This window comes from Streptomyces sp. NPDC059957 (assembly GCF_042730015.1).
GTDB lineage: Bacteria > Actinomycetota > Actinomycetes > Streptomycetales > Streptomycetaceae > Streptomyces.
The window spans coordinates 121,506-127,667 of the sequence record NZ_JBHWMB010000018.1; the positions used below are offsets into that span (position 1 = coordinate 121,506).

At 72.1% G+C, this 6,162-nt stretch carries 4 protein-coding genes; 1 reads left to right on the top strand and 3 read right to left on the bottom strand.

Translation table 11 applies throughout. From position 1 onward, the window contains the following. Nucleotides 1–131 precede the first annotated feature (131 nt). Complete coding sequence (locus tag ACFWBW_RS14970) at nt 132–317, bottom strand: hypothetical protein (RefSeq protein WP_385372334.1); 186 nt, start codon at nt 315–317, stop codon at nt 132–134. A 359-nt stretch (nt 318–676) separates the two neighbouring features. Further along, entirely contained in the window at nt 677–1,588 is a 912-nt protein-coding gene (locus ACFWBW_RS14975; protein ID WP_385372302.1) for an SPFH domain-containing protein, read from the bottom strand. Between the two features lie 242 nt (nt 1,589–1,830). Between ACFWBW_RS14975 and ACFWBW_RS14980 the strand changes: the two genes are divergently transcribed. Then, a complete protein-coding gene (locus ACFWBW_RS14980; protein WP_385372305.1) occupies nt 1,831–4,083 on the top strand; it encodes a transglycosylase domain-containing protein in 2,253 nt (750 codons plus the stop codon). Between the two features lie 106 nt (nt 4,084–4,189). Here ACFWBW_RS14980 and ACFWBW_RS14985 read toward each other — a convergent pair. Further along, the coding region (locus tag ACFWBW_RS14985) for a SpoIIE family protein phosphatase (protein WP_385372308.1) at nt 4,190–6,162 on the bottom strand (1,973 nt) is incomplete at its 5' end.

The following is a 6,162-nucleotide window of genomic DNA, read 5'->3' on the forward strand; positions in this document are numbered from 1 at the left end:
ACCGCGCGGAGCGAGCGGTGTCCGACGGCGGTCGGCAGGACGGTTTCGTCCTGGCGAACAGGCCTTCGCGGCGGGCCGGCGGGAAGGCCTGTTCGGCTGGGGGCCCGCCGGGCCGGTTCGTTCCGGCGGCCTCAGGAGTCCGGAGCGGTGCGGGGGCGCCCCCGGGGCGGGATCGGGCCCGCACCGCCGGGGAGGCGGCCGGCTTCGGCGAGGGCGCGGCGGAGCAGGAACTCGATCTGCGCGTTGGCGCTGCGCAGTTCCTCTCCCGCCCACCGCGCGAGCGCGTCGTGCACCTGCGGGTCGAGCCGCAGCAGCACCTGCTTGCGGGCCTGCCGCCCGGCCGCCTTGGGGGCCGCCGGGGGACCGTCGCCCGCGCCGGACCGGCCGGTCGCGGAGGCGTCCGCACCGGACTCCCCCGTCCCGGACGCACCTGCGGTGGAGGTGTCCGTCCCGGACGTATTCGCGGTGTCGGCGGTCGTCTCGGACGTGCCCGCCGTGGAGGCACCCGTCCCGGAAACGCCCGTCCCGGACGCACCTGCCCCGGACGCACCCGCCGTGGAAGCGCCCGCCCCGGACGCGCCCGTCCCGGATCCGGCTGCCCCGGACTCGGCTGCCCCGGAGCCGGCCCGGCCGGTGGGGGCATGGTCGGCGGGGGAGGCCGTGTTGTCGTCGGGGGTCACTGGTAGAGGGTGCCCGTGTTGATGACCGGCTGGGCCGCGCGGTCGCCGCACAGGACCACCATCAGGTTGGACACCATCGCCGCCTTCCGTTCCGGGTCGAGGTCCACGATCTCCTGCTCCGCGAGGCGGGTCAGGGCGAGCTCGACCATACCGACCGCGCCCTCGACGATCTGCTTGCGCGCCGCGACGATCGCCCCCGCCTGCTGCCGTTGGAGCATCGCGGAGGCGATCTCGGGGGCGTACGCGAGGTGGGTGAAGCGGGACTCGATGATGTGGACGCCGGCCGCCTCGACGCGGGTGGCCAGTTCGACGGCGAGCTTCTCGGTGATCTCCTCGGCGTTGCCGCGCAGCGACAGGCCGCCGTCCTCGTGGGCGTCGTAGGGGTACTCGATCGCGATGTGCCGGACGGCCGCCTCGGTCTGGGTCTCGACGAACTCGGTGAAGTCCTCGACCTCGAAGACCGCCCGCGCGGTGTCCTCGACCCGCCACACCACCACGGCCGCCAGCTCGATCGGGTTGCCGTAGGCGTCGTTGACCTTCATGACGGCCGTCTCGTGGTTGCGGACCCGGGTGGACAGGGGCCGACGGGAGGTCAGCGGGTTGACCCAGCGCAGTCCGTCGGTGCGGACGGTGCCGCGGTAGCGGCCGAAGAGCTGGACCACGCGGGCCTCGCCCGGCGCGACCATGTTCAGCCCGCCCATGGCGATGAGGGAGGCGAGGGCCAGGACGACGCCCGCCGCGATCAGGCCCACCTTGGCGCCGTCGGCTCCGGACACCGCGCCGAGGGCGATCAGGCCCGCCCCCGCCGCCACTCCCGCCAGGCCGAGCAGCAGTGCGAGTCCACCGCCCACGCTCCGTGCGGGGAACTCCCGTACGCCGGTCTCGGTACCGCCCGTAGTGTTCGTCATCGTCTGCCCCGTTTCCTTCAGTTGCGGCCGGTCGAGCCGCTTAGCAAAGTGATATCACTTTTTTGGGTCCGAGGGGAGCCCGGCAACCTCCGGGGTTCCGGCTGCGTCGGTTCCGGTGAGATGGGTGCTGATTGTCACGTCCGAATTGCGCTGTATGTCCATTGGTTGGCCGGTTTTTGTCACAGACTCCGGTGTTAGCTTTCTGAGCTGACGTCGGGGGGTTATCGAGCGGAGCGGGAGCGATGGGCCGAGCAGAAGCGCGAAGGGCGCAGCAGCAGCGCGGTGCGCGACGAGCGCCGCGCGGGCGCGGCAAGGGCAGGGGCGGGAAGCCGACCGGCATACGCCGCTTCTTCACCTGGAAGAAGGTGCTCGGCACCTTCTTCGGGTCGGTGCTGCTCGGCATGGCGGCCCTGGTCGGCCTCTACTTCTACGTGGAACTGCCGGACCCGAAGGCCGACGCGCTGACGCAGAACAACGTCTACAAGCTCTCCGACGGCACGGTCATGGCCCGCGTCGGCGCGATGAACCGTCAGATCGTCACGATCGACAAGGTCCCGGAGGACGTGCAGACGGCCTTCATCGCGATCGAGAACAAGTCCTTCTACACCGACCGGGGCATCGACCTCAAGGGCATCGGCCGTGGCCTGTTCAACACCGTCACCGGCAAGGGCAAGGCCGGCGGTTCGACGATCACCCAGCAGTACGTCAAGAACTTCTACCTGACCCAGGACCAGACGGCGACCCGCAAGCTGAAGGAGCTGATCATCTCCCTCAAGGTCGACCAGGAGATGGAGAAGCCGGAGATCCTCGCGGGTTACCTGAACACCAACTTCTACGGGCGCAACGCCTACGGCATCCAGGCCGCGGCCCAGGCCTACTACGGGGTCGACGCCAACAAGCTGACCCTGGAGCAGGGCGCGTACCTCGCCGCCCTCCTCCAGGCCCCCAGCCAGTACGACTGGGCGACCGCGGGCCCGAACGGCAAGAAGCTGGTCATGATCCGCTTCAACGGCGTCCTCGACAACATGGTCGAGATGGGCAAGCTGGACCCGGCCAAGCGCCAGGAGCTGAAGTTCCAGGAGCCGATCAAGCCCAAGGCGGCAGCCGGCTCCGAGGGCCAGAAGGGCTACCTGATCCAGGCCGCCGACGAGGAGCTCAAGCGGCAGACCGGCATGACCGACGGTCAGCTCAAGGCCGGCGGCTGGGTGATCACCCTCTCCATCGACCCGAAGAAGCAGGCGGCGCTGGAGAAGGCCGTCCAGGACGAGCTGGAATCCAAGCTCGACCGCAAGGGCCGCCCCGTCGACGCCGCCGTGCAGGCGGGTGCCACCTCCGTGGACCCGAAGACCGGCATGATCGTCGCGATGTACGGCGGCACCGGGCAGAGCGAGCAGTGGGCCAGCAACGCCTTGCGCAAGGACTTCCAGCCGGGCTCGACCTTCAAGCCGATCGTGCTCGCCTCCGCCCTGGAGACCAAGTCGAGCACGCAGGAGGGGAGGGAGATCACGCCCAACACCCTCTACGACGGCACCAGCAAGCGTCCCGTGGTCGGCAGCGACGTCCCGTTCAACCCGCAGAACCAGGACGACCGCGACTACGGCAACCCGATGATGACGGTGCAGTCCGCCACCAACTCCTCGGTGAACTCCGTGTACGCGCAGATGATCGTGGACGTCGGGCCGAGGAAGGTGAAGAAGACCGCCCTGGAACTCGGCATGCAGGACCGCGACGGCTGGCCCGAGGACAAGCCGGCCATGTCGCTCGGCACCATGAGCGCCGACACCCTGGAGATGGCCGGCGTCTACGCCACCCTCGACAACCACGGCAAGAAGGTCACGCCGAGCATCGTCAAGTCCGCCAAGCACGCGACCCGCGAGTACAAGCCGGTCCGCGCCGTCGGGGACACGGCCATCAGCCGCAAGACCGCCGACACCGTCACCAAGGTGCTCACCGGCGTCGTCGAGGACGGCTCCGGCCAGGCCGTGAAGAGCTCGGCCTACGAGGCCGCGGGCAAGACCGGCACCACCGAGAAGAACGTGGCCGCCTGGTTCACCGGGTTCACCCCGGAACTGGTCACCGTCGTCGCGATGTTCGGAGACGAGCCCGGCACCCACACCCAGACCAGCCTGACCGGTACCGCCGGCGGCGGACGCGCGGGCGGCTCCAGCTTCCCGGCCGCGATCTGGAAGCAGTACACCCTCGACGCGCTCAACGGCGTCGACACGGGCTCCTTCGACCTGGAGGAGGCGGACATGGGCAAGGTCCAGTCGCCGAGCCACAGCAGCTCCCCGTCGGGCTCGCCGAGCCGGTCCGCGAGCAGCTCTCCGTCGCAGAGCAGCTCCCCGTCGCCGAGCCGTTCGCAGAGCAGCTCTCCGTCGCCGAGCCGTTCGTCGAGCAGCTCCCCGTCGCCGAGCCGTTCGTCGAGCAGCTCTCCGTCGCCGTCGAAGTCGAACTCGTCGAAGCCCTCGCCGCCGGACCGGGAGTCCGAACGGTAGGCACCATCCGGACCCGTCCCCGTACACACCACTGCCCCGCCGGCACGAAGCCGCGGGGCAGTGGTGTGTACGCGCATGTCGCGTACGGATCCGGGTGGCGGCCCGGTCAGGGGCGGTCCGGCTTGCCCGGAGCGCCGGGAGCGCCCGGCTTGCCCGGAGCGGCGGGCGGCAGGGCCAGCTCGAACCAGACGACCTTGCCGCTGCTCAGCCGGGTGGCACCCCAGCGGCGGGCCATCCGGTTGACCAGGAACAGGCCGCGGCCGCCCTCGTCGTCGTCCCGCGCCCGGCGCTGGCGCGGCAGCTGCGGCGAGTCGTCACCGACCTCGCAGCGCAGCACGTCCGTCCGCAGGAGCCGTAGGGTCACGGGCCGCTCGGCGTACCGCACGGCATTCGTCACGACCTCGCTGACCAGCAGCTCCAGGGAGTCCTCGAGCTCCTCCAGCCCCCAGCGCGCCAGCGCGCGGCGGGCGAACCGGCGGGCCCGGCCCGGAGCGGTCTCCTCCGGGTCCAGGAACCAGTACGCGACGTCGCTGGGCGCGATCCCGTCGAAGCGGGCGGCGAGCAGCGCGATGTCGTCGTCCCGGTCACCGGGTCCGAGCATGTCCAGGATGTCGTCGCACAGGGCCTCCAGCGGCGGCGGGTGGTCCAGGCCCGTCAGCTGCGCGGTGGTCGCGAGACGTTCGCGGAGCTGCTCGATGCCGGTCCAGACGTCCCGCAGCCGGGACTCGACGAGGCCGTCGGTGTACAGCACGAGGGTGGCCCCGGCCGGGGCGTCCAGCTCCACGGCCTCGAAGTCCACGCCGCCGACGCCGATGGGGGCGCCCGGGGGCACGCGCAGCACCTCGGCGCGGCCGCCCAGGTGCAGCAGGACCGGCGGCGGGTGGCCGGCGTTGGCGATGGTGATCCGGTGCGACACCGGGTCGTAGACGGCGTAGAGGCAGGTGGCCATCCGGTCGGAGCCCAGGCGCTGCGCCTGCTCGTCCAGGTGGTGCAGGACCTCGGCGGGCGGCAGGTCGAGCTGCGCCAGCGTCTGGGCCGTCGTGCGGAGCTGTCCCATGATCGCGGCGGAGGTCATGGAGTGGCCCATGACGTCGCCCACGACGAGTGCCACCCGGCTGCCGGGCAGGGGTATGGCGTCGTACCAGTCGCCGCCGACCCGGGCCGTCTCGGCGGCGGGCAGGTAGCGGCTGGCGAGGCGGACCCCGGTGGGCTGGGGGAGGCTGTCGGGCAGCATCGTGCGCTGGAGCTCGTCGGCGATGTAGGCCTCGCGGCCGTAGAGCACGGCCTTGTCGATGCCCAGCGCGGTGTGGGTGGCCAGCTGGGCTGCGACCAGCAGGTCGTTCGTCTCGAAGGCGGGCCGCTCCGGGGTGCGCAGGAACACCGCCGCGCCGATGACGCGGCGGCGGCCCCGCAGCGGGGCGAGGATGGCCCGCTGACCGCGCGGGACCGGGTGGTCCGCGCCCAGCAGCTCCGGCAGGGCGGCGCGGGCCGCGGCGGAGGACCCGAAGACGGGCCGTACGCCGCGCAGCACCTCGGCCAGTGCCCCGCCGGGGCGGATCTCGCACAGCTCGGCCGCGGGCAGATCACCCTGCGGGCCGACGAGGGCGAGCTGGCTGAAGTCGAGCTCGCCGTCGGGGGTCATCGCTCCGGCGATGCCCGCTCCGGCTCCTGCTCCCCCTCCTGCCGCCGCTCCCGTGAACTCGTCGATCGGCCGGAGCCGGTCGGTTCGGCGCAGCCTTAAAACGACCGGTCCGACGGGCCGCTCGTCACCAACGGGGAGGGGGTCGCGCAGGTAGACGAGGATGGCGTCGGAGAAGGTGGGCACGGTGGCCCGGCACAGGCCGAGCACGATCTCGTCGAGGTCGATCCCGCGCGCGATGCGCCGGGTGGCAGCGCCGACGAACCGCAGCCGGTCGCCCTCCCGCCGCGCGATGGTCGCGTCGACCCCGATGCCGCTGACGGGGCCGGACGCGGAACCGGACCCGGCGGCGCCCGGTCCGGACGCGGAGCCGGGCCGACCCGTCTCGCGGGCGGCTTCGCGGGCGGCTTCGCCGTCGCGGGTGCGCGCGCTGCCGGCCT

Excerpts from the sequence above, each read along its gene's own strand:
- ACFWBW_RS14975 (WP_385372302.1), bottom strand. The coding sequence starts at position 1,588 with ATGACGAACACTACGGGCGGTACCGAGACCGGCGTACGGGAGTTCCCC.
- ACFWBW_RS14980 (WP_385372305.1), top strand. The coding sequence starts at position 1,831 with ATGGGCCGAGCAGAAGCGCGAAGGGCGCAGCAGCAGCGCGGTGCGCGA.